This is a genomic window from Sphingomonas sp. F9_3S_D5_B_2 (assembly GCF_054263715.1).
In genome coordinates this window covers 42,531-68,681 of the sequence record NZ_JBSZFB010000003.1, presented here as the reverse complement: position 1 = coordinate 68,681, position 26,151 = coordinate 42,531, and the positions used below count along the sequence as shown (strand labels likewise).

Annotated in this window: 29 protein-coding genes and 1 pseudogene; 17 read left to right on the top strand and 13 right to left on the bottom strand. The window is 65.5% G+C overall.

What is annotated here, in order from left to right; all coding sequences use genetic code 11:
* Positions 1–37: 37 nt before the first annotated feature.
* The 4 genes from ACUXST_RS08880 to ACUXST_RS08865 are packed head-to-tail and all read left to right on the top strand — an operon-like array spanning position 38 to position 2,755.
* Positions 38–550 carry a DUF4402 domain-containing protein gene (locus tag ACUXST_RS08880; RefSeq protein ID WP_458389621.1) on the top strand — a complete coding sequence of 171 codons (513 nt, stop codon included), beginning with the start codon at positions 38–40 and terminating at the stop codon, positions 548–550.
* Between the two features lie 44 nt (positions 551–594).
* Positions 595–795, top strand: a complete 201-nt coding sequence (locus ACUXST_RS08875) for a zinc-finger domain-containing protein (RefSeq protein WP_458389620.1) — start codon at positions 595–597, stop codon at positions 793–795.
* The gene (gene tldD, locus ACUXST_RS08870; RefSeq protein ID WP_458389619.1) at positions 792–2,213 is read left to right on the top strand and encodes a metalloprotease TldD; all 1,422 of its coding nucleotides are present in this window, start codon (positions 792–794) and stop codon (positions 2,211–2,213) included. Before ACUXST_RS08875 ends, tldD begins: the two co-directional genes overlap by 4 nt.
* Positions 2,213–2,755 carry a DUF924 family protein gene (locus ACUXST_RS08865; RefSeq protein WP_458389618.1) on the top strand — a complete coding sequence of 181 codons (543 nt, stop codon included), beginning with the start codon at positions 2,213–2,215 and terminating at the stop codon, positions 2,753–2,755. The genes tldD and ACUXST_RS08865 overlap by 1 nt, the downstream gene beginning before the upstream one ends.
* 13 nt (positions 2,756–2,768) lie before the next feature.
* Here the strand turns inward: ACUXST_RS08865 and ACUXST_RS08860 are convergent, their stop codons facing one another.
* From ACUXST_RS08860 to ACUXST_RS08845, 4 genes are all read right to left on the bottom strand, one after another.
* A complete protein-coding gene (locus tag ACUXST_RS08860; RefSeq protein WP_458389617.1) occupies positions 2,769–3,176 on the bottom strand; it encodes a TIGR01244 family sulfur transferase in 408 nt (135 codons plus the stop codon).
* Position 3,177: 1 nt separating this feature from the next.
* On the bottom strand, positions 3,178–5,361 hold the full coding sequence (locus ACUXST_RS08855; RefSeq protein ID WP_458389616.1) for a M3 family metallopeptidase: 2,184 nt from the start codon (positions 5,359–5,361) through the stop codon (positions 3,178–3,180).
* A gap of 62 nt (positions 5,362–5,423) precedes the next feature.
* Positions 5,424–7,187: a DNA helicase RecQ gene (gene recQ, locus ACUXST_RS08850; RefSeq protein WP_458389615.1), complete on the bottom strand. Its 1,764-nt coding sequence runs from the start codon at positions 7,185–7,187 to the stop codon at positions 5,424–5,426.
* A 76-nt stretch (positions 7,188–7,263) separates the two neighbouring features.
* Positions 7,264–9,081 carry an ABCB family ABC transporter ATP-binding protein/permease gene (locus ACUXST_RS08845; RefSeq protein ID WP_458389614.1) on the bottom strand — a complete coding sequence of 606 codons (1,818 nt, stop codon included), beginning with the start codon at positions 9,079–9,081 and terminating at the stop codon, positions 7,264–7,266.
* 108 nt (positions 9,082–9,189) lie between these two features.
* Between ACUXST_RS08845 and ACUXST_RS08840 the strand changes: the two genes are divergently transcribed.
* From ACUXST_RS08840 to ACUXST_RS08810, 7 genes are all read left to right on the top strand, one after another.
* On the top strand, positions 9,190–9,444 hold the full coding sequence (locus ACUXST_RS08840; protein ID WP_458389613.1) for a hypothetical protein: 255 nt from the start codon (positions 9,190–9,192) through the stop codon (positions 9,442–9,444).
* Positions 9,445–9,549: 105 nt separating this feature from the next.
* Positions 9,550–9,762, top strand: coding sequence for a hypothetical protein (locus ACUXST_RS08835; RefSeq protein ID WP_458389612.1), 213 nt, complete (start codon positions 9,550–9,552; stop codon positions 9,760–9,762).
* Positions 9,763–9,767: 5 nt separating this feature from the next.
* A complete protein-coding gene (locus ACUXST_RS08830; protein ID WP_458389611.1) occupies positions 9,768–10,622 on the top strand; it encodes an SDR family oxidoreductase in 855 nt (284 codons plus the stop codon).
* A 320-nt stretch (positions 10,623–10,942) separates the two neighbouring features.
* A complete protein-coding gene (locus ACUXST_RS08825) occupies positions 10,943–11,128 on the top strand; it encodes a PspC domain-containing protein (protein ID WP_458389610.1) in 186 nt (61 codons plus the stop codon).
* A 71-nt stretch (positions 11,129–11,199) separates the two neighbouring features.
* On the top strand, positions 11,200–11,721 hold the full coding sequence (locus tag ACUXST_RS08820; RefSeq protein WP_458389609.1) for a peroxiredoxin: 522 nt from the start codon (positions 11,200–11,202) through the stop codon (positions 11,719–11,721).
* Positions 11,722–11,807: 86 nt separating this feature from the next.
* Positions 11,808–12,104 (top strand): hypothetical protein, encoded by a 297-nt coding sequence (locus ACUXST_RS08815; RefSeq protein ID WP_458389608.1) that lies wholly within the window; start codon positions 11,808–11,810, stop codon positions 12,102–12,104.
* Between the two features lie 175 nt (positions 12,105–12,279).
* The gene (locus ACUXST_RS08810; protein ID WP_458389607.1) at positions 12,280–12,606 is read left to right on the top strand and encodes a hypothetical protein; all 327 of its coding nucleotides are present in this window, start codon (positions 12,280–12,282) and stop codon (positions 12,604–12,606) included.
* A 75-nt stretch (positions 12,607–12,681) separates the two neighbouring features.
* Here the strand turns inward: ACUXST_RS08810 and ACUXST_RS08805 are convergent, their stop codons facing one another.
* Together ACUXST_RS08805 and ACUXST_RS08800 are read right to left on the bottom strand one after the other, a co-directional pair.
* On the bottom strand, positions 12,682–13,308 hold the full coding sequence (locus tag ACUXST_RS08805; RefSeq protein WP_458389606.1) for a YbhB/YbcL family Raf kinase inhibitor-like protein: 627 nt from the start codon (positions 13,306–13,308) through the stop codon (positions 12,682–12,684).
* 233 nt (positions 13,309–13,541) lie between these two features.
* Positions 13,542–14,087 carry a DUF3833 family protein gene (locus ACUXST_RS08800; protein WP_458389605.1) on the bottom strand — a complete coding sequence of 182 codons (546 nt, stop codon included), beginning with the start codon at positions 14,085–14,087 and terminating at the stop codon, positions 13,542–13,544.
* 99 nt (positions 14,088–14,186) lie between these two features.
* On the opposite strand from ACUXST_RS08800, the gene ACUXST_RS08795 reads away from it, so the two are divergent.
* The gene (locus tag ACUXST_RS08795; RefSeq protein WP_458389604.1) at positions 14,187–14,636 is read left to right on the top strand and encodes a YaiI/YqxD family protein; all 450 of its coding nucleotides are present in this window, start codon (positions 14,187–14,189) and stop codon (positions 14,634–14,636) included.
* An 84-nt stretch (positions 14,637–14,720) separates the two neighbouring features.
* On the opposite strand, the gene ACUXST_RS08790 is transcribed toward ACUXST_RS08795, so the two are convergent.
* Positions 14,721–16,406: an ATP-binding protein gene (locus tag ACUXST_RS08790; protein WP_458389603.1), complete on the bottom strand. Its 1,686-nt coding sequence runs from the start codon at positions 16,404–16,406 to the stop codon at positions 14,721–14,723.
* Between the two features lies 1 nt (position 16,407).
* Complete coding sequence (locus tag ACUXST_RS08785) at positions 16,408–17,220, bottom strand: alpha/beta fold hydrolase (protein WP_458389602.1); 813 nt, start codon at positions 17,218–17,220, stop codon at positions 16,408–16,410.
* Positions 17,221–17,334: 114 nt separating this feature from the next.
* Between ACUXST_RS08785 and ACUXST_RS08780 the strand changes: the two genes are divergently transcribed.
* Entirely contained in the window at positions 17,335–18,093 is a 759-nt protein-coding gene (locus tag ACUXST_RS08780; protein WP_458389601.1) for a ZIP family metal transporter, read from the top strand.
* 35 nt (positions 18,094–18,128) lie between these two features.
* Here ACUXST_RS08780 and ACUXST_RS08775 read toward each other — a convergent pair whose 3' ends face one another.
* Both ACUXST_RS08775 and thiC read right to left on the bottom strand, forming a co-directional pair.
* A complete protein-coding gene (locus ACUXST_RS08775) occupies positions 18,129–18,866 on the bottom strand; it encodes a 2OG-Fe(II) oxygenase (RefSeq protein WP_458389600.1) in 738 nt (245 codons plus the stop codon).
* Complete coding sequence (thiC, locus tag ACUXST_RS08770) at positions 18,863–20,725, bottom strand: phosphomethylpyrimidine synthase ThiC (protein ID WP_458389599.1); 1,863 nt, start codon at positions 20,723–20,725, stop codon at positions 18,863–18,865. The genes ACUXST_RS08775 and thiC overlap by 4 nt, the downstream gene beginning before the upstream one ends.
* 164 nt (positions 20,726–20,889) lie before the next feature.
* On the opposite strand from thiC, the gene ACUXST_RS08765 reads away from it, so the two are divergent.
* Positions 20,890–21,192: a hypothetical protein gene (locus ACUXST_RS08765; RefSeq protein WP_458389598.1), complete on the top strand. Its 303-nt coding sequence runs from the start codon at positions 20,890–20,892 to the stop codon at positions 21,190–21,192.
* A 4-nt stretch (positions 21,193–21,196) separates the two neighbouring features.
* Here ACUXST_RS08765 and ACUXST_RS08760 read toward each other — a convergent pair whose 3' ends face one another.
* Positions 21,197–21,700 (bottom strand): EF-hand domain-containing protein, encoded by a 504-nt coding sequence (locus ACUXST_RS08760; RefSeq protein ID WP_458389597.1) that lies wholly within the window; start codon positions 21,698–21,700, stop codon positions 21,197–21,199.
* A 148-nt stretch (positions 21,701–21,848) separates the two neighbouring features.
* Between ACUXST_RS08760 and cysD the strand changes: the two genes are divergently transcribed.
* The 3 genes and pseudogenes from cysD to ACUXST_RS08745 all read left to right on the top strand — a co-directional run bounded on the left by cysD (position 21,849) and on the right by ACUXST_RS08745 (position 25,469).
* Positions 21,849–22,751 carry a sulfate adenylyltransferase subunit CysD gene (gene cysD / locus ACUXST_RS08755; protein WP_458389596.1) on the top strand — a complete coding sequence of 301 codons (903 nt, stop codon included), beginning with the start codon at positions 21,849–21,851 and terminating at the stop codon, positions 22,749–22,751.
* Positions 22,752–22,759: 8 nt separating this feature from the next.
* A pseudogene (gene cysN, locus ACUXST_RS08750) lies at positions 22,760–24,619 on the top strand (sulfate adenylyltransferase subunit CysN); the annotation flags it as partial.
* Positions 24,620–24,692: 73 nt separating this feature from the next.
* Positions 24,693–25,469 carry a MipA/OmpV family protein gene (locus ACUXST_RS08745; RefSeq protein ID WP_458389595.1) on the top strand — a complete coding sequence of 259 codons (777 nt, stop codon included), beginning with the start codon at positions 24,693–24,695 and terminating at the stop codon, positions 25,467–25,469.
* Between the two features lie 40 nt (positions 25,470–25,509).
* Here ACUXST_RS08745 and fdxA read toward each other — a convergent pair whose 3' ends face one another.
* Positions 25,510–25,848 (bottom strand): ferredoxin FdxA, encoded by a 339-nt coding sequence (gene fdxA / locus ACUXST_RS08740; protein WP_458389594.1) that lies wholly within the window; start codon positions 25,846–25,848, stop codon positions 25,510–25,512.
* Positions 25,849–25,875: 27 nt separating this feature from the next.
* Entirely contained in the window at positions 25,876–26,148 is a 273-nt protein-coding gene (locus tag ACUXST_RS08735; RefSeq protein ID WP_458389593.1) for an RNA-binding S4 domain-containing protein, read from the bottom strand.
* Between the last annotated feature and the right edge of the window lie 3 nt (positions 26,149–26,151).

The window sequence follows — 26,151 nt, the reverse complement described above, 5'->3', positions numbered from 1 at the left end:
GGCGGTCCAATCGAACGGGCCAATGGGGCAAGCGACAGTGCGTTACGGAAGCATCATCATTGCAGCTACGGCGTTGTCGTTGGCGACGGCCGCCACGGCCCAGCCCGTCGCTCCGGACAAGAACGCGAGCGGCAAGGCGCTGGTGCTCGTGCCGCTGACCCTCACCAAGATCGACGACCTCGACTTCGGCACTTTGATTCCGTCCGCGGTCTCCGGATTTGTCTCGATTGACGCGACGACCGGCAACCGCACGCTCGGCGGCGGGGTGACCGGCGTGCCCAGCGCAGTGGGTCATCGCGCCTACTTCGGCGGCGCGGGCACTCCGAACCAGCAAGTTATCGTAACGATGACCCAGCCAACCGAGCTTGCCAGCACGGCCGGTGACAAGATCACGGTCCTCGCGCTCACATTGCAGGGCTCGCCGATCAAGCAGATCGACCCGACCACGCGCGCATTCTTTTTCGGAATCGGGGGCATCCTGCAGATTGCCGCCGACCAGCCGGAAGGCGTGTACACGGCAACCTTCAACGTCAGCGCCAATTATCAATAAGCCGCGTCATTGAACCGTCGCGGGCGGGTTGCTACCTCGCTCTCATGCAAGTTCAGCCCCCGCCCGAAGTCTTCCGTGTTTCCACCGCGCAGGTCGTCTGCGACGGTTCCGGTGAGATTGATCCAGCGCTGGGCCACCCGCGCGTCTACCTTCGCATCGATCCGGAGCGCGGCTTCGTCGAGTGCGGCTATTGCGACCGCCGTTTCGTCACCATTGGGGGACCTGCGGACACCCAATCGGAATGAGTGCCGCCGATCCGCGCCGTTTCCTCTACCGCAACCTCGACCCGGACGCCGGGCGCGCACTTGCCGCTCGCCATCTCTCCGCGTGCGACGATGGCGAGCTCTACCTCCAGTACAGCACTAGCGAGGCATTCGGCTTCGATGATGGTCGGCTGAAGACCGCAGACTACCACAGTACATCCGGGTTCGGCCTGCGAGGGGTTACTGGCGAGACCACGGCATTCGCCCACGCCAATGAAATCAGCGAGGCGGCGATCGAGCGCGCTGCTGCGACTCTCAAGCTGCTCGACCCTGCCAAGGGGCCCCATTCACCTGCGCCGGCGCGCACTAACCGGTCAATGTATGGCGCCGATGACCCGCTCGCCGCCGTGCCGTTCGCGGACAAGGTCGCGCTTTGCGAGCGTATCGACGCCGCGGCGCGCGCGCGCGACCCCCGGGTGGCGCAGGTCAGCGTGACGCTGTCGGGCAGCTGGAGCGTCATCGACATCGTCCGTGCGGACAATTTCGTTGTTTCCGACGTACGCCCGCTGGTGCGCCTGGGCGTGCAGATCGTTGTCGAGCAGAACGGGCGCCGCGAGCTGGGCTTCCAGGGCCTCGGCGGGCGCTACCTCTACGACCAGTTGTTCCAGGAAGAGACCTGGAGCGACGCTATCGATGTTGCTCTTGCTCAGGCATTGACCAACCTCGATGCGGCCGCCGCTCCGGCCGGCGAGATGCCGGTGGTCCTCGGGCCCGGCTGGTGCGGGGTCTTGCTCCACGAGGCGGTCGGCCACGGCCTCGAAGGCGACTTCAACCGCAAGGGCACTTCCGCTTTCTCCGGCCGAATCGGCGAGCGCGTTGCTGCTCCCGGTGTTACGGTCGTTGACGACGGCGCGATGGAGCAACGGCGTGGGTCGCTCACGATCGACGACGAGGGAACGCCGACTGGCCGGACCGTGCTGATCGAGGACGGCATCCTGAAGGGCTACCTGCAGGACCGGCTCAATGCTCGTCTCATGGGCATGGCGCCGACCGGCAACGGCCGGCGTGAAAGCTTCGCACATGCGCCGATGCCGCGCATGACGAACACGTTCATGCTGGCAGGCCAGGACGATCCTGCCGAGCTGGTCGAGCGGGTGCAGGACGGCATCTACGCCAAGAGCTTCGGCGGCGGACAAGTCGACATCACAAGCGGCAAGTTCGTGTTCTCCTGCACCGAGGCGTACCGGATCCGCGGCGGCCGGATTGCGGAGCCCGTCAAAGGCGCGACGTTGATCGGCGACGGACCGACGGTCCTCACCCGGGTGAAGGGCATCGGCAACGATCTCGGGCTCGATCCCGGCATCGGCGTGTGCGGCAAGGCGGGTCAGAGTGTCCCTGCCGGCGTGGGCCAGCCCAGTATGCTCATCGATGGCCTGACAGTCGGGGGAACGGCCGCGTAATGGCCGCTGCGGACTGGCGTGCCGAAGTCCTCAAGTTCTGGTTCGGTTTATCCTTCGAACAATGGTGGCGCGGCGGGCCGGACCTCGACGACGACATCCGCCAGCGCTTCCTCAAGCTGTGGAACGAGAAGCGGCAGCTGCCCGCCCAATCCTTCGTCACTGACGCGCTCACTGCGCTCGCCGCAATCATCCTTTTCGACCAGTTTCCGCGTAACATGTTCCGCGGTCACGCCGACCAGTTTTCGACCGATCACCTCGCTCTCGCGATCGCCAAGGCGGCAATCGGGGCTGCGTTAGATGAGGAACTAGAGCCGGCGGAGCGGGGCTTCCTGTACATGCCGTTTGAGCACAGCGAGAGCGTGGCGGACCAGAACCAGTCCGTCCTGCTCTTCACGCAACTGGGTGACGCAACCCTCCTTCGCTACGCGAAGCTACACCATGACGCGATCGAGAAGTTTGGCCGCTTCCCGCATCGCAACGCCATGCTGGGCCGGGCACCGCGGCCTGACGAGATTGCCGCCGGAGACGTTTTCCCCTGGTGAAGGCGCGCTCCGCCTAGAGCAGGTGAGCGATCGGGCTGGGATCCAGCCCGGCTTGCGCGATGCTTCGCACGACGTCCTGCGCCGAAGCGCCTTCCGCGCGCTTGGCGAGCGCCCAGGTCAGCGCCGAGCGAGTTCCCGACCGGCAGAAGGCGAGCAGCTTGCCGTCGCCGGCGGCGCGGATCGCTTCTCGCATCCCTTCGATCTCGGCAGGGCCGATCCCACGCTGGACGGGCACGAAGCGGTAGGCGATGCCTGCCGCTTCGGCCGCTGCCTCGATCTCTGCGGCGGCCGGCTGTCCCGGCTCTTCGCCGTCGGGCCGGTTGTTGACCAGCACCGTGACGCCCTGCTCCGCGAGCCGGGCGACGTCGCCTGGTGCGATCTGGCTGCAGACCAGTGCGCCGTCGTCCAGTTTGCGGATCACCCTACTTGGCCGTCTTGTCGCTGCCCGGCGCAGTCGCCGCAGCGTCGGAGCCGACAAGGCCGTAATATTCGAGATACGGCTGGATGCTCGGGTCGTGGCCGGCGAATGCCCGGTACATCTCGGCCAGGTCGAGCGTGTTTCCGCGCGACAGCACCATGTCGCGGAACCGCTGGCCATTCGCCCGGGTCAGGCCGCCGTGCGTCTCGAACCAATTGAAGGCGTCCTGCCCCAGCATGCGGGTCCACGGATAGGCGTAGTAGCCCGCGGAATAGCCGTTACTCCAGATGTGCAGGAAATAGCTCGAGCGGTAACGGGGCGGAACGTCGGCAACGTCGAAGCCGCCGTGCGCCAGGGCCTCCGCCTCGAACTTGTCGACGTCCTGGCGTGGGGCGGTTGCCGGGAGCGAGTGCCAGTCGAGGTCGAGCCGCGCGGCTTCGAGCGTCTCGCCGTTGTCATAGCCCTGGTTGAATGTGCTCGAGCGCTTGATCTTGGCGACGAGTTCCTGGGGAATGACCTGACCCGTCTGGTAGTGAACCGCGTAGTGCGGGAGGACCTTCGGATCGAGCGCCCAGTTCTCGTTGAACTGAGAGGGGAACTCGACGAAGTCACGCGCCACGTTCGTTCCGGACAAGGTCGGGTAGGTCTGCGCGGCGAAGATGCCGTGCAGAGCGTGGCCGAACTCGTGGAACATCGTGGTGACATCGTCCCAGCTGATCAGCGCCGGCTGTCCGGCGGCAGGCTTCGCGAAGTTCTCGACGTTGTAGATCACCGGCTGGGTGCCGCGCAGATACGACTGGTTCACCAGGTTCGACATCCAGGCGCCGCCCTGCTTGTTGTCGCGCTTCCACGGGTCGATCATGAAGATCGCGATCTGCTTGCCGTCCTGGTCCGTGACCTGGAACACGCGCATGTCAGGGTTCCAGGTCGGGATGTCCTTACGCTCGCTGAAGGTCAGCCCGTACAGCTGGTTCGCGGCATAAAAGACGCCGTCCGTCAGCACCTTGTTGAACTCGAAGTACGGCTTCAGCTCATCGTTGTTGAGAGCGTACCGGCTCTTGCGGATCTGCTGGGCGTAATAGTCCCAGTCCGCTGGTGTGACCTCGAAGGTGGCACCTTGCGACTTGGCGAGGGCGCGGATGTCCGCGGCTTCCTGGCGCTGCTTGGCCGCGGTCGCCGGCGCCAACCGGTCGAGGAAAGCAACCGCCGTCTGCCGGTTCTTCGCCATCTGGTCGTAGAGCGCGTAGTCGGCCCAGGTGGGATAGCCGAGCAGCGCAGCCTTTTTCGCCCGCAGCTGGGCGATCTCGCTGATGGTCGCGCGGGTGTCGTTTGCGTCGCCCTTCTCGGCGCGGGTGAGGCTTGCATCAAGGAGTGCCTGGCGCGTCGCATGGTTCGTCAGCGACTCCATCGCCGGCTGCCGCGTGGTGTTCTGCATCGGCAGCACGTAGCCGGCGACCTTGCGGTCGGCGGCCGCCTGCTGGGCGGCGGCGACCTGCTCCGCCGAGAGCCCCGCCAGCGCAGAGGAGTCCGTTACGTGCAGCGCACCCGCCTTCGCCGCGGCAAGCAACTTCTGGTTGAAGGCGGTCTGCAGCGTGCTGAGCTGCTTGTTCATGACCTTGAGCTGGACCTGCTTGGCCGGCGTCAGTTCGGCACCGGCGTGCAGGAACTGCTTGTAATAAACGTCGAGAAGCTTCGCCTGCTCAGGGTTCAGGTTCAGCTCCGACTGGTGGTCGTGCAGGTACTTGAAGCGCTGGAACAGCTTGGCGTTCAGGTAGATGAAGTCATTGTGCGCGGCGAACAGCGGCGCCGTCTTGGTGTCGGTCGCCTGAAGCACATCGTTGGTGTTGGCGCCGTTCACTGCCGAGAAGGCGAGGTTGGCCCGCTCCAGCAGGACGCCGGAGCGCTCCATTGCAGTGACGGTGTTGTCGAAGGTCGGGCTCGCCTTCTGGTTGGCGATCGCGCTCACTTCCGCCTTCTGCTGCGCCATCCCGGCGAGCAGTGCTGGCAGATAGTCCCGGTCGCGGATCTTCGAGAAATCCGGCGCCTGGAGGGGCAGCGTGCTCGCCTTGGCGAACGGGTTCGATGCGGCAAGGGTCGCCGGACCGGCTGCAGCCTTGCGGGCAGGCGCTGCGGCTAAGGGCGCCGACACGGCAATCGTTGCGGTTGCAAGTAGAAGTGCACGGATCATCGATACTCCCCAGGAAACTATCGTTTGTTTCAAGACGCTTCGCGCTTTCGCAGTGGTGAATGTCAATCCGCTTCGTGAAGCGCGGCCAGCATTGCCTCGCCGAACCGGGCCAGCTTGGCGGCGCCGACCCCTTGCACGGCTGCGAGTTCGTCCAGGCTGGTCGGTTGTGCCGCGACGATCTCCCGCAGGGTCGAGTCGTGGAAGACGACGTAGGGCGGGACCTTCGCTTCGGCAGCGATCGCCCGACGGGCAGCGCGCAATCGCTCGAACACCGGATCGACCGGCCCTTCGTCGCGCGCGCCGCGTTTCCGGCTTCGCTTCGCGGGCGGAACCGTGATCGTCACCGTCTGCTCGCCTTTCAGGACCGGCTTCGCGCCCGGTCCGAAGCTCAGTCCCCCGTAGGCGTCCGCGCGCAAGGCATCGCGCGCGATCAGTGCTCGGGCCGTCGGGCGGATCATCGCGACTTCGTCTGCGGAAGCGATGCCGAACACGGACAAGCGGTCATGGCCGAAGCTCCGAACCTTCTCGCTGTCGTTGCCGGCCAGCACCTCGGCGAGGTGGGCGACACCGAACCGCATTTCGGTGCGGAACGCGGCGGACAGGAGTTTTCGCGCGACTTCGGTCACATCGATCGCGGCCGGGGGATCCAGGCAATTGTCGCAATTGCCGCAGCGCTCCGGCGGATTCTCGCCGAAGTGGCGCAACAGAATCGCGCGGCGGCATTCCGAGGTCTCGACCAGCGCCGCCAGCGCATTGAGACGCTCGCGCTCACCGGCGCGGCGGTCCGGCTCCACTTCCGTTTCGATGCGGCGGCGAGCGCGCGCGAAGTCTTCCGCGGACCAGAATAGCCACGCCTCGGCAGGGTCGCCGTCGCGGCCGGCGCGCCCGGTTTCCTGATAATAAGCTTCGATCGACTTCGGGATTGCCGCGTGCGCGACAAAGCGCACGTCGGGCTTGTCGATGCCCATCCCGAACGCGACGGTGGCGGCGATCACCAGCTCCTCCGACTGGACGAACGCCGACTGGTTGCGTGCGCGCACCTGCGGCTCAAGGCCGGCGTGATATGGTAATGATGGACGCCCGGTAGCTTGCAGCTGCTCGGCGATACGTTCGGATTGGTCGCGGCTCGGCGCGTAGACGATGCCCGGCCCGCTCTGGCTCGCCAGCAGAGCCTTGAGCTGCCCGCCGATCCCGTCGCGCGGCCGCACATGATAGCGGATGTTCGGCCGATCGAAGCCCGCAACGATCAGTCCTTCATCGGGAATGCCGAGTTGCGCGAGGATATCCGATCGCGTGCGCTCGTCGGCGGTGGCCGTGAGCGCAAGCCGCGGCACGTCCGGATAGTCATCCAGCAGGGCCGCGAGCTGCCGGTAATCGGGGCGGAAGTCGTGCCCCCACTCGCTGACGCAATGCGCTTCATCGATGGCGATCAGCGCGAGCGGAACGTCGCGCAACAACTGCCGAAAGCCGGCCGTGTTCACCCGCTCCGGCGCGACATAGATGAGGTCGAGCTCTCCGCTTCGCAGCCGCTCGCCCGTCCGCTCGCGGTCGCCATCGGCCGACGTCAGCGACGCCGCGCGGATGCCGAGCGCATCGGCGCTGCGGATCTGGTCGTGCATGAGGGCGATCAGGGGCGACACGACCAGCGCAGTTCCGGCACGCGCAAGCGCCGGCAGCTGGTAGCATAGCGACTTGCCCGCGCCCGTCGGCATGACGGCAAGCGTATGCTGCGCGTCCAGCACACGGTCGATCACCTGCTCCTGCACACCGCGGAACTCGTCGAAGCCGAACGTCTCTTTGAGGATGCGGTGCGGGTCGGTCATCATCTCTGGGCTGCGCGACCGAGCTGGCGCGGGTGTGGGCGCACTGTCTAGCCGAGAGGGCCACGGAGTGAAACTGCCTTCACTCGGCGGCTTCCTGTGTTTCTTCCTGGAGGCGCTCGGCGGCCTGGCGGTACCAGAGCTCGGCGTATAGCCCGTCGGCATCGAGCAGCTGCTCGTGCGTGCCACGCTCTGCAACGCGGCCCTCGTCCAGCACGACGATCTGGTTGGCGTTGACGACGGTCGAGAGCCGGTGCGCGATCATGATCGTCGTGCGGCTTTCGGCAACGCGGTCGAGCGTTTCCTGGATCGCCTGTTCGGTCCGGCTGTCGAGTGCACTGGTGGCCTCGTCGAGCACGAGGACGGGCGGGTTCTTGAGCAGCGTGCGGGCGATCGCCACCCGCTGCTTCTCGCCGCCCGAGAGCTTCAGGCCGCGCTCACCGACCATTGCTTCATATCGCTCTGGGAGCACGTCGACGAACCGCTCGATCGCTGCGCCGCGCGCGGCCGCCTCGATGTCCGCCTGACTTGGCTGCTCTCGCCCGTAGCCAATGTTGTAACCGAGGGTGTCGTTGAAGAGTACCGTGTCCTGCGGAACGATGCCGATGGCCTGCCGCAGACTCTTCTGGGTGACGGTGGCAATGTCCTGACCGTCGATCAGGATGCGACCCACCTGCGGGTCGTAGAAGCGGTACAGCAGCCGCGCGATCGTCGACTTGCCGGCGCCGGACGGACCGACAATGGCGCAGCTGGTGCCCGGCTTGATGTCGATGTCCAGCCCCTTGAGGATCTCGCGGCCGCTCTCGTAGCCGAAGTGCACGTTCTCGAAGCGGATGGCGCCGCGGCCGACCTGAAGCGGCGGTGCGTCGGACACGTCCGTGACCTCGGTCGGCGTGTCGAGCAGCGCCCACATCGCTTCCATGTCGATCAGGCCCTGGCGGATCGAGCGGTAGACCCAGCCGAGCATGTCGAGGGGCCGGAAGAGCTGCATGAGCAGGCCGTTGATCCACACCACGTCACCCGGCGTGAAGCGGCCTCGGCTCCAGCCCCAGACCGTGAAGATCATGGCTCCGGCCATCATCAGGTTGGTGATCAGCGACTGGCCGATGTTGAGCCAGGCGAGTGACACTTCGTTGCGCACCGAAGCGCGCGCAAAGGCGCCGATCGCCTCATCATAGCGTTTCGCCTCGCGCTCCTCGGCGCCGAAATATTTGACCGTCTCGTAGTTCAGCAGGCTGTCGACGGCGCGGCCGATCGCGCGATTGTCGACGTCATTCATTTGCCGCTGGATCTGCGACCTCCAGTCGGTCACCCACCGCGTGAAGGCAATGTAGATGGCGACGATCGCAAGCGTCGCGGCGACCAGGCCGATGCCGAACTTGACGAAGAAGATGACGCAGATCGCGCCGAGCTCGATGATCGTCGGAGCGATGTTGAACAGCAGGAAATAAAGCATCATGTCGATGCTCTTGGTTCCGCGCTCCACGATCTTGGTCAGCGACCCGGTGCGCCGCTCCAGGTGGAAGCGAAGCGACAGCTCGTGGACGTGGCGGAACACCTGACCGGCGAGCCGGCGCGCGGCATCCTGGCCGACTTTTTCGAACACAGCATTGCGCAGGTTGTCTGACAGCACGCCGCCGAACCGCGCGCCTGCGTAGGCAATGACCAGGCCCATCACGACCGCGAACGCCGCATGCGCACTCATCCGGTCCACGGCGAGTTTCAGGGCGTAGGGTCCGACGAGGGTCACGGCCTTGCCGGCGAGGACCAGTACTACCGCGGCAATGACGCGCGCCTTCAGCTCGGCGTTGTGCTTTGGCCATAGCATCGGCAGAAATCGCCACAGTGCTGCGAATCCGCCACTTGGCCGCGCTGCCACTTCCTCCTGCTGATCCGCCATCCCCCTCTAGGTAGGAACGCGGCGCCCCTCTCGCAAACGTGCGACGAAACGACTGGAACCAAAGGACAAAGCGACTGTTCTCAAAGGGCGTTCAACAAGGAATCAACAATGGGTCCGGCATATTTCGTCATCGCCATCCTGGGTTGCGCCGACGGCGGCACGGCCTGCACGCCCGTTGCGACCTTGCCGACCCGCTACTCCAGCGCTGCCGATTGCGATGCTGCCACGGTCCAGGCGCTAGACCAGAACAACGCGTTCGACTTCCCGACGCTGCTGGCCCAATGCCGCAAGGGCTCAGTGCCGGCCGCTGCTGCTCGCAGCGAGGAGCCGCGGACCCTTCCGACGGACGCGCGCCGCGGTTAACCTGCGGATTGGGTTGGCCTGCTTTTACAGCGCGTTGACCCGCCGGAACTGACTTCACGGCGCGAAGGTTCTCCTGACAAACCCTCTTGGGCAAAGGAGTGAACCATGGGCCAGAACAGTCACGTTTCGAATCCACCGCTTACGCAGAACCAGAACAACGCCATGTCGGATGATCCCGGCGACGGTCACCGCCTGACCGACAAGCCGGGTCCCGTCGGCAAGACGCCGGTGGAGAAGGCGCCTGAGAACGACGCGCAGAACCAGGCCAAGATCGAAGAATTCGGCGAACGCGGAATGGGCGTCGCGGCAAAGGAGTAAGCGCAATGTCTGACGTCATGGAGCCAATGGTCCACGAGGACCAACTGCCGGGCCACGAAAGCCAGCTCGATCCAAAGCCCGACTGGCAGCCGCGCTACCGCGGATCGGATCGTCTGAAAGGCAAGGTCGCGCTCGTCACCGGCGCGGATAGCGGGATTGGCCGGGCGGTCGCAGCGCTCTTCGCTCGGGAGGGTGCGGACGTCGCCATTCTGTATCTCTGCGAGCACGACGACGCCGCGAAGAGCAAGCAGATCGTCGAGAGTGAAGGCCGCAGGGCGATCACTATTTCCGGCGATATCGGCGACAAGCAGTTCTGCGAACAGGCCGTGCAGCAGACCGTCGATCAACTCGGCAAGCTCGACATTCTGATCAACAACGCGGGTGAGCAGCACCCCGACGAGGACATCCGCAACATCACGGAAGACCAGCTGAAGCGGACGTTCCAGACGAACATCTTCGGCATGTTCTTCCTGACCCAGGCCGCGCTGCCCCATCTGAAAGAGGGGTCGGCCATCGTGAACTGCACGTCGGTGACGATGTACAAGGGCTCGCCGCAGCTGCTCGACTATAGCGCTACCAAGGGCGCGATCACGGCATTCACGCGGTCGCTGTCCAAAAACCTCATCAAGCAGGGAATCCGCGTCAACGCGGTTGCTCCTGGTCCGATCTGGACGCCTCTGAATCCGTTCGGCGGCCAGCCTCCCGAGAAGATCCCCGAGTTCGGCAAGGACACGCCCATGGGACGTCCTGGCCAGCCGAACGAGGTCGCGCCCGCGTTCCTGTTCCTTGCCTGCGAGGACTCGAGCTACATGATGGGCCAGGTGCTCCATCCCGACGGCGGGGACTTCACCTCGAGCTGAGCTGCTCCCCGCGAGCCGCGCGCTTTCCTAATGTTGGTGTAAATTCCCAAGCTGCGGCGTGCCTTCTGGCGCGCCGCAGCAAGTCGCGACTGTAATATAAGCACTTTTTCGAATTGGCACGGTCCCTGCAATGAAGTGAGCAGGACCCGGTGGTCGGGTCCGCACAGTTCAAAGGGGATTACCAATGTTCGCGACTTTCTCTTCTTCTCGCCAGGCCGCAACTGCTTTCGCCGGCGCCTTCATCACCGCGATGCTCTTCGTTTCTGCAGCAACCTCGCTGCCGATCGCCTGAGCTCACACCCTTCACCAGGACATTCGAAATGAACGCACGTTTCACTCTCAACCGCGCCGACGCCAAGCTGATGGGCGTCGCCGCCGGCCTTGCCGATTACACGGGCATCGACGCAACGCTGATCCGCCTGGGCTTCGTCGCAGCGACTCTCCTGACCGGCCCGATCATGCTCCTCCTCTACGTGATCGCAGCGTGGGTAGCGCCGGAGCGTTGACTCTCCGGCGCTGCGGGCGGACGCTGACGGGCGCGCCTTGCTGTTCGGCACGGCCCACTAGGAGACTTCCGATGCGCCGACTGCTCGCTATCGCCGCCCTTGCCAGCTTCGCCGCTCCCGTAGGGGCTGCGCTACCCGTCGGCGCCAAGGCGCCGGAGTTTGTCACGACCGGGGCGATTGGCGGCAAGGCGTTCCGGCTCGATCTTCAGCGGCAACTGCGCCACGGACCCGTCGTCCTCTACTTCTTTCCAAAGGCATTCACCGAAGGCTGCACGCTGGAAGCGCACGCCTTCAGCCAGGCGGCCGCCCAGTTCCACAAGGCCGGCGCCGAGGTGATCGGCATGTCGGCAGACGACCTCCCCACGCTCAAGCGCTTTTCCGTCAAGGAATGCAGCAGCGCCTTTCCGGTCGCGACTGCGACGCCGGGCACCATCCGTGCTTACGACGTCGCCTTCGACAAGGCGCCCGGCCTGACCAACCGCACGTCCTACGTGATCGACCGGAAGGGCCGCGTGGTGATGGTGCATTCCGACCTCGACTGGAGCGAGCACGTCGCGAAGACGCTCGCGGCCGTGAAGGCACTCAAGAGTTAACCCTGCGGCAAGGCGGCGGTCACAACGGAACCGTTACGGCTGTTACGCGGTTACGTACTGCTGTTTCAGCACACAGGGGACATTCGATGAAGATTACCAAGACTCTGGCCATTGCCGCCGGCCTCGCAGCGCTCGCCGCCTGCAACAAGCAGAGCCCGGCCGAAAACAACGCCGATCAGATCGAGGCTAACGCCGACAACACTGCCGAGAACATCACGGCCAATGCCGACAACGTCGCCGAGAACCTGACGGACAACGCGTCCAATGCGGCGGCCGAGATCAAGAACGACGCCGAGAACAAGGCCGACGCGATCAAGAATGCGGCCGACAACAAGGCGGACGCGGTCCGCAACACAGCGGATAACGCGACGGACAACAAGTAAGCCTTCGCGCGAGAGCACGCGTTGGAAGAGAAGGGCGCGTGCACGCCGCGGGCGCCCTTTTTTCGTGCGCGGACGGCACTCCTCTGCGGGTGCCGCATGCCGAATCTGATTCAGCAGTAGGAACCCCTTGCCGCGCGGCGCGCTGATGCGGGCCGACCACCACAGGGGACGCGACATGAAAATCAAGACCACTCTCGTTGCAATGGCCGGCTTCGCCGCCCTTGCAGCCTGTAGCAGCAACAACGCCAATAACACCGACGCCAACATGACGGATCTCAACGCGACGACCGACATGAACGCCGGCATGACCGACATGAATGCGGGCATGACGGATCTCAACGCGACGACCGACATGAACGCCGGCGGCACCACCGACCTCAACGCCGCAGGCGCTGGTGCCGGCGCGACCGGGACCACCAACGCGACCGGGAACACGACGGACACCGGCACAACCGGCGGCAATTCGACCGGCGGAAACACGGCCGGCGGCAACACCCTTTAATCCGGCAAGAGCACGCGCCGGACATGGGGGCGCTCGCGCTAGTCGCGGGCGCCCCTTTTTCGTGTGTCGAGCGCTTCAGGCCTGGGCGGCTGCGGTGCTTGCGCCGACGGCGCCGATATCCGCCTCTTCGCCGCGCGAGTAAGTGCCGACGAGCACGCCGGCCGCGAGAATACGGCCAGCGGCATATCCGCTGAAGTCATCACGCCCGGGACTCGGCTCGTCGCTCCCCTCGCCAGCGCGCAATGCGAGCAGTTGGAACACGTAGTCATGCGGTCCGTGGCCGGTAGGCGGGTCTGGCGGCAGCCAACCTTCGGAAAGGCCTGAGTTCCGGCCCACATTCTTGTCCCGTCCGCCCGGGCCGTCCGGCCGGATTGCGCCTTCGGCCAAGCCGTTCAGCTCCGGGTCGATGTCGAAGACGATCGCATGGACCATCGGCCGAGGCGTTGGCGCGTCCGGATCTTCGACGATGATTGCTAGACTGGCAGTCCCTTCCGGGCCGTTGCCCCAGGCCAGGGGGGGCGAGACGCCTTCGCCATCTGCCGTGAAGCGCGGCGGTAGCCGTCCGCCGGGCGCAAAGGCCGGACTTGTCAGGCTGAGCGATGCGGTCCTGTCGAGGTCCAGCCGCGCGAGCATCAGCTTGTCATGGCCCGCGCGAAAGTTGGTCAGCGCACGGCCGAGCCAGTGGGGTATGTTCTCAAGCATGAGCGTGCAACGCGCCAGCGGCCGAGAGGTGGCGAAGACGCCCTCGTGCGCAGTAGGAACGCGCCGCGTTCGCCGCTATGCTTGTTGGCAGCAAACGCATGCAGGAGTGAAGCATGGCCAAGGGTCAGATGAAGTCCAACAAGGAAGCCCGCAAGCCGAAGAAGGCGAAGGTGAAGACGATCGCCGCCAATCCGTCGACCAAGGGATCGGGCGGGCTCAGCAAGGACTAAGGGTCAGCCGATCTTCCGGATCACTCCGGAGCTGGTTGCGACCACCATCCCGAACTTGCGCACCTGAAGGGTGTTGCTCGCCGCACGCCCGCCTGGCAGCGGCGTCAGGATCTCCTCGGCCTTGAGGCCACCCTTCATCTTGAAGCGGAAGCGGTAGCGCTCGCCGACGCGCTCGATTGCAACGGGGCCTGCGGCTTCGGTCATCGTTCCGGCATAACGGTCCGGGCCGAGCTGCCGAACGCGCCAGGTCCGCTGGTGCGGTGGCTTCCCAGCGTCGAACACCTGTTGGACTAGGGTCAGGCTGCCGTCGCGCTCGATCCGGCCGAGGCCGCTGCTGCGCGTCGCATATTCCCTTTGCATCATCACCTTCACGCGGCCGACGCTTTCGGTTCGGCCCGCAAAGAAGCGGAGAGGATCGACTGGCATGTGGACCGACGTCGCCGCCGATGCAGATGCGAGAAGCAGTGCCGGCACAATGGCGGCGATACGCAAACTAGCCATGGTCGTTCCGAACGTGTGGAGTGCGCATTCGGTTGCCTGAGCGCGCACGGTGTTGTGAAGTGCGCCAATGCCGGACGATTTCTCAAGCCTGCAGCGCCTCGCCGACGCGCAGGACGGCGGCGTTGGTGATCTGCCTGGGGAGCAGCGATGCCCGTGAAGATCCTGGTCGATGCCGACGCCTGCCCGGTAAAGGACGAAGTCTATCGTGTCGCCTGGCGCCGCGAAGTGCCCGTCAGCATCGTCAGCAACAGCTGGCTGCGCGTGCCCGCCCATCCGCTGCTCGAAAGAATCGTCGTGTCGGACAGGTTCGACGCTGCCGACGACTGGATCGCGGAACATGCGGACGCGCAAACCGTGGTGGTCACCGGCGACATCCTGCTGGCCGATCGCTGCCTCAAGGCGGGCGCGACGGTGATCGGCCACAACGGCAAGCCGTTCACGAGCGCCAGCATCGGCGGTGCCGTCGCGACGCGGGCAATCATGGCCGACCTGCGCAGCGGCGCCGGAGTGACGGGCGGCCCACCGCCGTTCGCCAAGGCCGACCGTTCGCGCTTTTTGCAGGCGCTCGATACCGCCTTGGTGCGGTTGGGGAACTAGCGAAGTCCGGCGTTCGGCACGGCGATGTGGCCTGGGATTGGAGACCACGCGATGGGCCAGCGGCGGGTACTTCGAGCGAGCGCCCTAGTGCTGGTCGAGGACCTGGCGGACTTTCCTTGCGAGCTGGTCCGAAGTGAAGGGCTTGCTGATGAGCGCCACACCGGGATCGAGTCGACCGTTGTGGACAATCGCGTTGCGCGTGTAGCCCGTGGTGAAGAGCGTCTTGAGCGTTGGTTTCAGCTGCCTTGCGGCTTCGGCGAGCTGGCGGCCGTTCATCCCGCCCGGGAGCACGACGTCGGTGAACAAAAGGTCGAATTCCTGTGACCGCTCCAATAACTCGAGCGCAAGCTGTGCAGTCGGTGCATCGGTGACCGAGTACCCATGTTCGCGCAGCGTCGAGACCGAATAGCTGCGAAGATCCTCATGATCTTCGACGACGAGGATCGCTTCGTCGCCGCCTGCGACCCGGGGCTCCGGAACGCGAGGCGCCGGTTCCTGGGCCACCTGGGTGGAGCGCGGCAGGTAAAGCTTGACGGTCGTGCCGTGACCGAGCTCCGAATAGATGCGCACGTGGCCGCCGGATTGACGTGCGAACCCGTAGACCTGACTCAGTCCAAGGCCGGTGCCCTTGCCTGCCTCCTTGGTCGTGAAGAAGGGCTCGAAAACCTGCTGCAAGGTCTGCTGGTCCATGCCGGTGCCGGTGTCGGTCACCGCGATCATCGCGAACTGTCCGGGCGGGATGGGCTCGGCGAACGCCTCGACATAATGGTCGTCGAGAGACACGTTCGCGGTTTCGATCGTCAGCTTGCCGCCTTCCGGCATGGCATCGCGGGCGTTGACGGCCAGGTTTACAATCACGCTCTCAAGCTCGTTCGGATCGGCGAGCGCCTGCCAGAGCCCGGCGGCGGCGACACACTCGAGCTCGATCTGTTCGCCGATCGTCCGTTGCAGCAAGTCCGCGAGCCCCTTCAGCATCTCGTTCGGGTTGATCGGCCGCGGATCGAGCGGCTTGCGCCGCGCGAAGGCGAGCAGGCGGGACGTCAGGCTCGCCGCGCGGTCGGCCCCGCTGTTCGCCATGTCGCGGAGGCGCTCCAGGCGCATGCGCACCTTCCCGTCCGTGACGGCAGGGAGGTCGCGCCTCATGCTGTCGAGGCTGCCGATGATGACGGTCAGGAGATTGTTGAAGTCGTGCGCGACGCCTCCGGTAAGCTGGCCGATGGCTTCCATCTTCTGCGCCTGGCGAAGCTGTTCCTCGGCCTTCAGCCGCTCGGCGACCTCCGCTGCGACGCGTTGCTCGAGTTCCCGGTTCAGCTCGGCAAGCGCGTGTGCCGATTTCGTCGCCTCATCGCGGGCGCGGAGCAGCTCCTCTTCGTAGCGGCGGCGGTCGCTCCCGTTGAACAGGGTGATGAGGATGGCGCCACCGGCCTGGCCTATTCCGTCGCGCAACGCGGCGTTGAGGAGGGTCGGCAGCCGGTCGCCGTTCCTGCAGACGATGTCGAAGGCGATCTCCCGAACCTCCCGCTGCATCGTCAGCAAGGGTGCGAAGTGAGTTTCGAAGTAAATTCGCCCCGGAAGCGTCAGCAGGGTGGAAAACCTGCGGCCGCATACCTCCTCCGCGGAATGACCGGTCCACTGCAGGAAGCGGCGGTTGACGCGGACGATGGTGCCGTCCGCCCAGGTCGTCAGATAGCCGCACGGAGCCTCTTCGTAGAGCTGCTCCGCGGTGGGCTGCAGCTCTCCATCACCGGGCGGCCGGTTGACGTCTCTCACGCTAGAGCCAGCTCCGAATGGCCTCGATCGTCTCTTCCGGCGCGCTGAGGTTCGGGCAATGACCCGTCGCCTTCATCCGCTTGAGGACGCTGCCCGGGAGCCGCTGGTGCATGTACTCGCCGACAGCATCGGGGGCGATCACGTCGTCCGAGCATTGCAGGATGAGCGCGGGGACGTCGACGCCCTCCAGATCGTCGCGGTTGTCGGACAGAAAGGTGACCCGCGCGAAGTGCTTGGCGATCTCCGGATCCGTCCGGCAGAAACTGTTGGTCAGCTCGCCGGCGAGCTCGGGCCGGTCCGCGTTGCCCATGATCTGCGGTGCGAGGGCGCTCGACCAGCCGAGGAAGTTGCTGTCCATGAACTGCAGCAGCTCTTCGATGTCCTGCCGCTCGAACCCGCCGACATAGGGGGCGTCGTTGATGTAGCAGGGCGAGGGGCCGACCAGCACGAGCTTCGAGAACAGCTCGGGCGCCTCCTTGGCGGCGAGGATGCCGATCATCGAGCTTACCGAGTGGCCGACAAAGACGGCGCCCTCAAGACCGAGTTCCCGCCCGATCCGCACGAGGTCCGATGCGTAGCCACGCAGCGTGGCATATTTCGACGCGTCCCAGGCAGCCTTGTCGGAGTCGCCTGCGCCGACATGGTCGAACAGTACGACGCGGTGCTCGCCCTCGAAGGCCGGCGCGACGAAGCGCCACATGTTCTGGTCGCAGCCGTATCCGTGCGCGAACACGATCGTCGGTTCGCCGGTCCCGCTGACCCGAACGTTGTTTCTCTTGAGAGCGTCTGAAGTTGCAGTTGGAAACTTATCCATCAACTGCCGTTAGCGGTCGCAGGCGCTGCTGTCACGACGCGGCGCCGAGCCGGTGCTTCCGCCTGGTCGCGGGACTCCTCGGAACAGTTCGCCCGGCACGTGCTTTCCTGACGAATGCCAGTTTCCATCCAGGCCGGCCTGTGGGGCTTGTTGAGCGGCTCGGCGCTGCTGCTTGGCGCGCTGGTCGGCTGGTTCGTGCCGATGTCACGGCGGGTGATCGCCGCGATCATGGCGTTCGGGGCGGGGGTGCTGATCTCGGCACTGAGCTTCGAGTTGATGGACGAGGCTTGGGACAGCGGCGGCTTCACGCCGGTTGCCGCCGGGTTCTTCGGCGGCGCGCTAGCCTACACCATCGCCAACAAGATCGTCGCCGAATGGGGCGCCAAGCACCGCAAGCGCGCGGACCCGGCGAAGCGGACCAAGGACAAGCAGAAGAACTCGGACAACGGCGGCGCATTGGCGATCGGAGCGCTGCTCGACGGCATTCCGGAATCAATCGTCATCGGAGTCAGCCTGCTGCGCGGCGGCGCGGTCGGCCTGGTCGCGGTAATCGCCGTGTTCCTCTCGAACATCCCCGAGGGGCTCTCGAGCGCCGCGGGCATGAAGGCGGAAGGGCGCAAGCTGGCGTTCGTCATGGGCATGTGGGCGGTGATCACCCTGGTATCAGGGCTCGCGGCGTGGACCGGCTATGTCGCCTTCGCAGGCTTCGGCCCCGGGCCGGTCGCCGCAGTACAGGCGACGGCGGCAGGCGCGATCCTGTCGATGGTCGTCGACACGATGGTGCCCGAAGCCTTCGAGGGCACGCACGATTATGCGGGTATCATCGCCGTCGCGGGGTTCCTGGCGGCGTTCGCGCTGTCGAAATTGAGTTGAAGCTGACTCAACGGTGCTGACCTCGTGTACCGGAGCTAAATGCCGATCTTCCCCGGAGGAGCGTCGCGGCGGAACCAGCCAGTCACTGACAGACGCGGGGCGGTTGCGAACGGTGCCACGATGCCGACGCTGTGATCGATCGGCACCATGAAGATGTTCATGCCGTTGAAGATTGGCCGCAGCGCCTCAATCATGTCGTGAGAGGCGTTGAAGAACTGCAGGTAGCCGCCCCAATCCCGCTCCCATACAGGCGTGAAGTTCAGCACATAGGCTGCAACCCGCGCGTTGGCCGGATCCAGATCAGAGTGGGACTTCAGGAAATCGCCCGGGCGGTAGAGCGTCGGTTGAGCGTCCACCCACTGGATGTCGGCTTGGCCGGTCAGCTCGCGGAAGAAATCCAACGAGTGGGGACTGTTAAGGAACTCGAAGACTTCGAAGATCGGGACGTTGGGACGGGGCTGCGCGAAGTAGCTGCTGATGACCGGGAAGAAACGGTAGACGAACTGGTACTGGGAGCGGGCCCGCTGGGCGATGCCGGTGAGTATGCGCCCCATCTGCGCAGGAGTGAGCGCCGCCAGCTGCTCGGGCGAGACCTGTGCTACTGAGTCCCCTTCGTTATATGCGAGCCACCATGGGGTCCGGCTCTGGAGGATGTCGTGCACACGCGCCGCAGACTGCGATTGCAAAACATTGCGGATCTGCACGCGGCGGCGGTTAGCGAGCTCCGATGCGAGCGACGTTTTGTCCAGCTCCGGGCTGAAGCGAATCGTCATTCTGCTGCCAGAACATAGAGCGCGCCCCCTTCGCGGTAGCGCTCGCTCATCTGGGCCATGCCGACTTCGGCTTCCTCGACCGCAATCGACTGCTCGATCGGAGTGTTCTGGCGGGCAGCAAACTCCCGCACTTCCTGGCTGATCTTCATGCTGCAGAATTTGGGGCCGCACATGGAGCAGAAATGGGCGGTCTTGGCGCCTTCCGCGGGGAGCGTCTGGTCGTGATATTGCTCGGCGGTTTCGGGGTCGAGGCTGAGGTTGAACTGGTCTCGCCAGCGGAACTCAAACCTCGCCTTCGACAGCGCGTCGTCGTGGAGTCTCGCGGCGGGGTGGCCCTTGGCGAGGTCGGCGGCGTGGGCGGCGAGCTTGTAGGTGACGACGCCGACCTTGACGTCGTCGCGGTCGGGAAGGCCGAGGTGCTCCTTCGGGGTGACGTAGCAGAGCATCGCCGTGCCGAACCAGCCGATCATGGCGGCGCCGATGCCGCTGGTGATGTGATCGTAGCCGGGGGCGACGTCGGTGACGAGCGGCCCGAGCGTGTAGAAGGGCGCCTCGCCGCAGACCTCCAACTGGCGGTCCATGTTCTCCTTGATCTTGTGCATCGGCACGTGGCCGGGGCCCTCGATCATGACTTGGACGTCCTGCTCCCACGCCTTCTTGGTCAGCTCGCCGAGCGTGTAGAGCTCCGCGAACTGGGCTTCATCGTTGGCATCGGCAGTGCTTCCGGGGCGCAGGCCGTCGCCGAGGCTGAAAGCGATGTCATAGGCCTTCATGATCTCGCAGATCTCATCGAAGCGCTCGTACAGGAAGCTCTCGCGGTGATGGGCGAGGCACCATTTGGCCATGATCGAGCCGCCGCGGCTGACGATTCCGGTGACGCGGTTGGCGGCCAGTGGGACGTAGGGCAGGCGCACGCCGGCGTGGATGGTGAAATAGTCGACGCCCTGCTCGGCCTGCTCGATCAGGGTGTCGCGATAGACTTCCCAGCTGAGGTCCTCGGCGACTCCGCCGACCTTTTCCAGCGCCTGGTAGATGGGGACGGTGCCGATCGGGACAGGCGAGTTGCGGACGATCCATTCGCGCGTGTCGTGAATGTTGCGGCCGGTACTGAGGTCCATGACCGTGTCGGCGCCCCAGCGGATCGCCCACACCATCTTGTCGACTTCGGATGCGACATCGGAGGCGACGGCGCTGTTGCCGATGTTGGCGTTGATCTTGACCAGGAAGTTGCGGCCGATCGCCATCGGCTCGGATTCGGGGTGGTTGATGTTGTTGGGGATGATGGCGCGGCCGCGGGCGACTTCGTCGCGGACGAACTCGGGCGTGACGAAGTCGGGGATGGCGGCGCCGAAGTCCTCGCCGTCCCGCGCCAAGGCCTCGCGAGCGGCTTCGCGGCCGAGGTTCTCGCGGGTGGCGACATATTCCATCTCCGGCGTGACGATGCCGCGCCGGGCGTAGTGCATCTGGGTGACGTTGGCGCCTGGGCGGGCGCGCAGCACGCGCTTGCGGACGTTGGGGAACGGCTGGACGCCGCCGCTGCGGTCGGGACCGAGCTGGCCATTGTCCTCGGGCCGGACTTCGCGCTGGGTGACTTCCTCGACGTCGCCGCGCTCGCGGATCCACTTGGCGCGAAGCTCGGGAAGGCCGGCCATGATGTCGATGCGGGCGACGGTGTCGGTGTAGGGCCCACTGGTGTCGTAGAGGACGACGGGCGGCTCACCGCACGAGGGCTCGAGGTCGACGGCCCGCATGGCGACACGGATGTCGGGGCGATTGGGCGCGCCGACGTGAATCTTGCGCGATCCGCGGATCGGGCCGGTGGTGACTTTGAGTTCGGTGCGTGCGGGAACGTCCGCCATGTCTTGCCTCCCTACGGCCGCGCTAACGGCATCAGGTTCAGCGGGTCTCGGCCGCCGGGCTCATCCCAATCGACCGACTCTCAGCCTTGCGGCTCCCCGGGGAGGTTGCGGATAGGCCCACGCGGAGCCGGGCGCCACCCCGGCGCGTTCGCGGCGGGATGTTCGTGATCGAGATCTTCCTGCCGCTGGAGCGGAACGACGGCTCGCCCCAGCCGCGCGATCTTTTCGAGCGAGTGAGCAAGTCGCTGATGGACGATTTCGGCGGCGTCACCGCTTACAGCCGCGCACCCGCCGAGGGACGATGGAAAAATGACGACGGAGCCGCCGAACGCGACTCCATCGTCATCTTCGAAGTGGTCGCCGAGACGCTCGACCGCCGCAAATGGGCCGAGTGGCGCAAGAAGCTCGAAGCCATGTTCGACCAGGAAGAGGTCCTGATCCGCGCCACGGCCGTCGAGCGGCTTTAGGCGATTACTGGCGGGCGGCGGAGGCTTCCGCTGCCGAAACGACCCCGTCCTTGTTCTTGTCGACGCGATCGAACTGCGTGAGCGTGCCGTTGCGATATTCGGTCGCCGAGATCGAGCCGTCCTTGTTGGTGTCGAGTAGCTGGACCCGGGCATCGGCGAGGCCGGCGCGCGGCGTGATCGTCGCCTGGGCCTGGAACTCGGCAAGGCTGAGCTGGCCGTTATGGTCGGCGTCGAGCTTGTCGAAGTCGCTCTTCTGCTCCTGACGAAGCTGAGTCTGGGCCTGCGACGCGCGGCGAGACATCGCAGTCTCGATCTCGGCCTTGGTCAGCTTGCCGTCGGCGTTGGCGTCGAGCTCCTTATACTCGGCGTCAAGCTGCTGCCCGAGCTGGGTGCGCGTGATCTGCGAGGGCGCGGTTGCAGGCTTTGCGGCCTGCGCAAAGGCTGGGCCCGAGGCGGTCAGAGCGAGCACGCTGCCGAACGCGGCGAGCCGAAGAGTGGAGTTGATCATGTTATTCTCCTGTGTTTCGCGGCCGAACCGTGCCGCGCGGGAATTCGAAAGGCGGCGCCTTCTACCGCAGGGCGACATTGCTGCGCGGTGAACCTGCCGCTGCAGCCATTGCTTGCCCTTGGTCGCCGATTGCCTATCGCTAGCGCGAATGCACGCACTTAGCCATCTCGATCGCCTCGAGGCCGAGAGCATCCACATTCTTCGGGAGACGGTCGCCGAGGCGGCCCGCCCGGTCATGCTCTATTCGATGGGCAAGGACAGCGCCGTGATGCAGCACCTTGCGCGCAAAGCGTTCTTCCCCGGCCCGCTGCCGTTCGTGCTGTTGCACGTGGATACCGGCTGGAAGTTCGCGGACATGTACGCCGAGCGCGACCGGGTCGCGGCGACCGAGGGCGTCGAACTCATCGTCTGGCGCAATCCCGAGGCGGAGCGGCAGGGGATCAACCCGCTCGACCACGGCCCGCTCCATACCGACATGTGGAAGACGCAGGGGCTCCGGCAGGCGCTCGACCGCTATAGCTTCGACGCGGCGTTCGGCGGCGCTCGCCGTGACGAGGAGAAGAGCCGGGCCAAGGAGCGGATCTTCAGCTTCCGCGACCGCAACCATCGATGGAATCCGAAGCGCCAGCGCCCGGAGCTTTGGTCACTGTACAATGCACGTGTCGGCACGGGCGAGAGCATGCGCGTGTTCCCGCTGTCCAACTGGACCGAGCTCGACGTGTGGCAATATATCGCTCGCGAGCGGATCGCGGTCGTGCCGCTCTACTTCGCGGCCGAGCGGCCGACGATCGAGCGCGACGGCGTCATACTGATGGTCGACGACGAGCGGCTGCGGCTCGGCAACGGCGAGCGCATACGGACCCGGCGCGTGCGGTTCAGGACGCTTGGCTGCTTCCCATTGTCTGGCGCGGTGGAGAGCGATGCGGCAACCGTCGAGGACGTGATTGCCGAGATGCGCGCGTCCAACAGCTCGGAGAGGCAGGGCCGGGTAATCGACCGCGACGGCGGCAGCACCAGCATGGAGCGCAAGAAGCAGGAGGGCTATTTCTGAGCGCCGACCTGCTCCGCTTCATCACTTGCGGCAGCGTCGACGACGGCAAGTCGACGCTGATCGGGCGCCTGCTGCACGACACCGGGCAAGTGCCGGCGGACCAGCTTGCCGCGCTGGAGGCGGACAGCCGGCGCCACGGGACGCAGGGCCAGGCGCTCGACCTGGCGCTGCTCGTCGACGGCCTCGCGGCCGAGCGTGAACAGGGCATCACGATCGACGTGTCCTACCGCTATTTCGCGACGCCCACGCGAAAGTTCATCGTCGGCGACGCGCCCGGACACGAGCAATATACGCGCAACATGGTGACCGGCGCCTCGACCGCTGACGCTGCAGTGGTCCTGGTGGACTCCCGAAAGGGGGTGCTGACGCAGACCCGCCGTCATTCCTTTATCACCAAGCTGATGGGGATCCGACAGGTCGCCCTCGCCGTCACCAAGATGGACCTCGTCGACTTCGAAGAGGCCGCGTTCGAGGCGATCTGCAGCGATTATCGCGCGTTCGCCGCGGAGATCGGCATCCAGACGTGGCAGCCGATCCCGCTGTCGGGCGCCACCGGGGCCAACGTCGCCCGCCAGGCCGACAGCATGCCCTGGTATGGCGGTCCGACTTTGCTGGGTTGGCTGGAGGCGGTGCCGGTCGACGCACTCGCCGACGCGGACAAGCCGTTCCGGATGCCGGTGCAATGGGTAAGCCGGCCCAACCGCGACTTCCGCGGCTTCGCCGGCCAAGTCGCGTCGGGAAGTATCGCTTCGGGCGCCGGGGTCCGCCTTCTGCCTTCCGGGCGCACCACCACAATCGCCCGCATCGTCACGGCTGATGGCGACCTCGACGAAGCCGTGGCCGGCCAGTCCGTCACCTTGACCTTCGCCGACGAAGTGGACTGCTCGCGCGGGGAGGTGGTGGCTGCGGCCACGGCGCCGCCCCGATCGGCGGACCAGTTCGAAGCGACCATCGTGTGGATGGCCGACGAGGCACTGATCCCGGGCCGAAGCTATTGGCTGAAGCTCGCAACGCAGACCGTCGGCGCCACCGTCCACAGTCCGAAATACGAGATCAACGTCAACACTCTCGAGCATCTCGCCGCCGCGACCATGGAGCTCAACTCCATTGCCGTCGCCGAGATCGCGACCGATCGCGAGCTGGTCTTCGAGCCCTATGCGGTCGAAGGCGCGAGCCCCAACCGCGTGCTTGGCGGCTTCATCCTCATCGACAAGCTCAGCAATGTGACCGTCGCCTGCGGGATGCTGCACTTCGCGCTGCGCCGCTCGCTCAATGTCCACCGCCAGCACCTCGAGGTGAGCCGGGAGACGCACGCAGCGCTCAAGGGCCAGCGGCCCGCGGTGCTGTGGTTCACGGGCCTGTCCGGCGCCGGAAAGTCGACGATTGCAAACCTCGTCGAGAAGAAGCTGGCCGCGCTCGGCCGGCATACGTTCCTGCTCGACGGCGACAATGTGCGGCACGGGCTTAACCGGGACCTCGGCTTCACCGAGGCGGATCGCATCGAAAACATCCGCCGCGTCGGCGAGGTCGCGCGGCTGATGGCCGACGCTGGCCTCATCGTCCTCGCCGCGTTCATCTCGCCCATCCGCGCCGACCGCGAGATGGTGCGGGCGATGCTGCCGGAGGGCGAGTTCATCGAGATCTTCGTCGACACGCCGCTTTCCGAAGCGGAAAGACGGGACGCCAAGGGCCTCTATGCCAAGGCACGCGCCGGGGAGATCGCGAACTTCACCGGAATCGACAGTCCATACGAACCGCCGCAACACCCGGAGATCCATATCGAGACGTCCGGGATGGGTGCGGACGAGGCCGCCGACCTAATCGCTAGAACGGTGGTGAACCGATCGCTTGGGCTCAAGTGCGAATGACCAGAATCAGGGTAGCAAAACTGCACCCGATACGGGTGTGCAACTAAAAGTCACCGACGGCTGTTACGGCAGCATGAAACACATTCTGATCGCGTCGGCTGTCCTTCTGCCAGCCTGGAGTGCGGCTACGGCGCAGGAATCTCACGAGATGCGCGTTCGCGCAGGGGTCGGGGCTCAGTTGCGGCCTGATTTCATTGGAGCGAGCAGCACGGAGCTTGGGCCGCTATTCCGCATCGACACCGCGCGGGGCGACAATGAGTTCAAGTTCAAGGCGCCCGACGGTCGCTTCGGCGTTGCCCTCGTTTCGAAGGATGGCTTCTCGTTCGGACCAGCGGCCAACATTCAGGGAAGCCGGAAAAATTCGGACGTCGGAGCGCCCGTCGGTAAGGTGCCGACCACCTTCGAAGCCGGAGCATTCGTCCAATACGACGCAATCAAGTCGATCCGGTTTCGTGCCGAGGTCGTAAAAGGCATCGGCGGTCACAAGGGCGTGGTTGGCACGCTCGGCGCCGACCGCATCTGGCGCGATCACGACCGCTATGTCTTTTCGATCGGGCCGCGAGTCTCCTTCTCTGATGGACGCTATCAGCGTGCCTATTTCGGCGTGACGCTGGCCGCTGCGCTGGCAACCGGGCTCCCGACCTATCGTCCGGGCGGCGGCGTTCACTCGCTCGGCGCAGCAAGCGGACTTTCTTACCAGTTCAATGATCGCTGGGGCATGTTCGGGTATGCGCGCTATGAGCGGCTGGTCGGCGATGCAGCCAAGTCACCGATCGTCCGCGAGTTCGGCTCCCGTAATCAGCTCTCCGGCGGCGCCGGCCTGAATTATACCTTCCGAATCCGCCGCTAGGCTGTTCGGCGCTGCCCGCGATGGTGGCAGCTAAGCGAGATTAGTCGCCTGAACCCGCCTCTGGCGTGAAATACTTGTCATACTTGCCTTCCTCGCCCTTGTGCTCGTCGGCGTCGGCTGGACTGTCCTTCTTGCGGGTGATGTTCGGCCACTGCGCCGAAAAGGTCGAGTTGAGCTCGGTCCACTTCTCGAGGCCGCTTTCGGTATCCGGCAGGATGGCTTCGGCGGGGCACTCGGGCTCGCACACGCCGCAGTCGATGCACTCGTTCGGGTTGATCACGAGCATCGTCTCGCCCTCGTAGAAGCAGTCGACGGGACAGACCTCGACGCAATCCATGTATTTGCAGCGGATGCAGGCGTCAGTGACGACATAGGTCATGTGCTTCGGGCTCCCTTTGGCGCGTCGCTATGTCGGCGCGTTTGCGGCGTCAATTCCCAGCTCTTCGTAGCAGAGGCGCGCTTCGGCGGCCGGGCCACGTCGTAGCGGCAGCGACAGGACTCGCAGGATGCGCACCCGGTCATGAAGCGGAAGGGCGACGGTGCTGCCGACGCGGACCTCCTCGCTCGGCTTTTCGACGCGCTTGCCGTCAATGCGGACATAGCCGCTGGCGACGACGGATTGGGCGATGGTGCGGCTTTTAACCAGGCGAATGCAGTGGAGATAACGGTCAATCCGCACGGC